Origin of the sequence: Pseudomonas sp. 24 E 13, from assembly GCF_900004715.1 — a bacterium.
GTDB classification, from domain to species: domain Bacteria; phylum Pseudomonadota; class Gammaproteobacteria; order Pseudomonadales; family Pseudomonadaceae; genus Aquipseudomonas; species Aquipseudomonas orientalis_A.
In genome coordinates this window covers 1-2,634 of record NZ_CVTO01000119.1, presented here as the reverse complement: position 1 = coordinate 2,634, position 2,634 = coordinate 1, and the positions used below count along the sequence as shown (strand labels likewise).

Annotated in this window: 3 protein-coding genes; all 3 read right to left on the bottom strand. The window is 64.0% G+C overall.

The features are described from left to right. Window positions 1–153: 153 nt before the first annotated feature. Complete coding sequence (locus BFP90_RS14220) at window positions 154–1,080, bottom strand: sugar ABC transporter substrate-binding protein (RefSeq protein WP_065897082.1); 927 nt, start codon at window positions 1,078–1,080, stop codon at window positions 154–156. Window positions 1,081–1,098: 18 nt separating this feature from the next. Next, window positions 1,099–1,845, bottom strand: coding sequence for a TIM barrel protein (locus BFP90_RS14215; protein WP_065897088.1), 747 nt, complete (start codon window positions 1,843–1,845; stop codon window positions 1,099–1,101). A 29-nt stretch (window positions 1,846–1,874) separates the two neighbouring features. Further along, window positions 1,875–2,634: Gfo/Idh/MocA family oxidoreductase (locus tag BFP90_RS14210; RefSeq protein WP_065897080.1), on the bottom strand; the 760-nt coding region annotated here is incomplete at its 5' end.

Here is a 2,634-nt window from a genome sequence, read left to right as displayed (position 1 = left end):
ACCGGCGTCCTGCCGGTTTACCCCCCACATCAATATCGAATTGCGGCCAGCGTGGTTTAACGGGGCGCCTGAGATCAAAAGCAGATCAAGAGCAAGAGCGGCTCGCTTCGCATCGTGGATACGTTGTTTGTGTGGGAGGGGCTTGTCTTCGATTTATTTGTAGCGTTGCTCGAAGACGGCCACCTGTTCGGGCTTGATCAGCTCGAAAGGCACCCACACCTCCGACTCAATCGGTTCGCCCTTGATCATCCGCACTGCCGCCTGCACGGCCTGGGTCGCCTGGGCTTTGGGGTCCTGGAACACCGATGCGCTGAGCACGCCGCGCCGGATCGCCGCCAGTCCATCGGGCAGGCCGTCGATCCCCACAATCGCCACTTCGCCCTTGGCCTTGCCCGCCTGCTGTAACGCCATGGCCGCGCCAATCGCCATTTCATCGTTGTTGGCCACGATCGCGTCGAACTGGGTGCCCGCCAGCAACCAGTTGCTGGTCAGGTCCATGGCCTTGCTGCGTTGCCATTCGGCGCTTTGCTGCTCAACGATCCTGATGCCCGGAAATTCCTTGAGCACCTGCCTGGCGCCTTCAGTGCGGTCGCGGGTGGCGTTTTGCGCCAGGTCGCCCATGATGATCGCCACGCTGCCCTTGCCGCCGAGTTTCTCCGCGAGATAGCGCATCTGCAATTGCCCGGCCTCAATGTCGTTGGACGCCACCGTGACCACACCCTTGGGCAATGTGCGTTCATCCGGGTGACGGTTGACGTACACCAGCGGGGTGTTGCTGGCGGCGGCCGCACGGGTGATGTTGGCGGTGGCGGCGGTGTCCACCGGCAGTACGATCACCGCGTCGACGTTCTGGTTGAGGAAGCCTTCGACCTGATTGAGCTGGCGCACCACGTCGCCCTGGGCGTCCTCGAACTGGATCTGCACGTCCTGTTGCGTGGCGGCCGCTTCAAGGCCGGTGCGCACGTAGGTCATGAAGTTATCGTCGACCCGCGCGATGCTCACGCCGATGCGATACGCGGCAAAGCTTGATTGGCTCAACAGCAGTAACAGTGTGGCCACGATCAATGAATAGCGATGCATGAGGTGTTCCTCTTGTTGTTATAGGGTGAACGCTTGGCGGAAACGCTCCAGGGCCCTGTCGCTGTCGCCGCTGGCCCAGCCTTCCAGGCCGACCACGCCGCTGTAGCCCATGGCATGCAGCGCCCTGGCAATCGCCGGGTAGTGGATTTCGCCGGTGCCGGGCTCCTGGCGTCCGGGTACGTCGGCCACCTGGATTTCTCCGATGGCGGGGCCTGCACGCTGGATCAGTTCGATCAGGTTGCCTTCGCCGATCTGCGCGTGGTACAGGTCCAGGTTCATCTTCAAATGCGCGCTGCCCACCGCTTCGATCAGGGCCAGGGTGTCGGCGGCACGGGCGAACGGGGTGCCGGGGTGGTCCAGCTCGGTGTTGAGGTTTTCCAGCAGGAACACACGGCCGGCGTCCTCGCCCAGGCGTGCGATCTTTTCCAGGGTCTTGCAGGCGCTCAGCCACATGCGCCCGGAGGTGTGGCTGACGGGCTGCACCGGCAGGCCGCCGTCGCCCAGGCCGGTGCCGTGCAGATTGAGGCTGGGGCAGTTGAGGCGCTCGGCAACGTTCAAGGATTCGCGGGCGCTGTCGAGCAAGTAGCGGATACCGTCAGGGTCGGTGAGCGTGCCGCTGATGTAGCCGGTCATCGAGGTGAAGTCCGCGCCTGTCGCGGCCAGGGCGTTGATGTCCTTGTCTGTCCAACTCCAGATTTCGGCGCTGAAACCGAGGGCATGAATGCGTTTGACCCGCTCCACGAACGGCAGGTCCAGGAACACCATCTCGGCACTGACCGCCAGCTTGAACGGGATCACAGGCTCACCGCCGTGCCTTGCTCGTAGGATTCGATACACGCGCGGGCAATCGCCAGGGCGGCGCGGGCATCTTCGCCACTGGCCAGGGGTTTGGCACCGCTGCGCAGGCAGTCGACAAAGTGGTTGAGCTCGGCGATGTAGGCGTCGCGCAACAGGTCAGTGTCCAGGCGTTGGGTGTCGGCCTGGATGCCTTGGGCCTGGTAGCGCACCAGGTCGGATGCCTGCACGCCGCCCATGGTCAGCATGCCGGCGCTGCCGAACACTTCACCGCGTACATCGTAGCCATACACGGCCTGGAAGCTGGCTTCGGCGGTGGCAATCGCACCGTTATCGAAGCGGATCGTGACCACGGCGGTGTCGAGCAAGCCTCGGCTTTTGTATTGCGGGGCGATCAGCGCGTCGGCCATCACCTGCACCTGCACCGCTTCGGCACCGGGGTTGAGGTAGCGCAGGGTGTCGAAGTCGTGGATCAGGGTTTCCAGGAAAATCACCCATTGCGGTGAGGCGCCAGGGTTGTTCAGCGCCGGGTCGCGGGTCAGTGAGCGCAGCAACTGCGGGGTGCCGATGCGTCCTGCGGCAACATCAAGGTGAGCGCTGCGAAAGCTCTTGGCGAAGCGACGGTTGAAGCCGACCTGCAGGATCACACGGGCATCGGCCGCGGCGGCGATGGCGCGGTCGGCTTCATCGAGGGTGATGGCCATGGGTTTCTCGCAGAAAATCCCCTTGCCGGCGCGGGCGGCGCTGATCACCAGTTCG

What these genes read in the sequence shown, in the direction of transcription:
- BFP90_RS14215 (WP_065897088.1), bottom strand. Translation starts at nt 1,845, where the DNA reads ATGGTGTTCCTGGACCTGCCGTTCGTGGAGCGGGTCAAACGCATTCAT.
- BFP90_RS14220 (WP_065897082.1), bottom strand. Translation starts at nt 1,080, where the DNA reads ATGCATCGCTATTCATTGATCGTGGCCACACTGTTACTGCTGTTGAGC.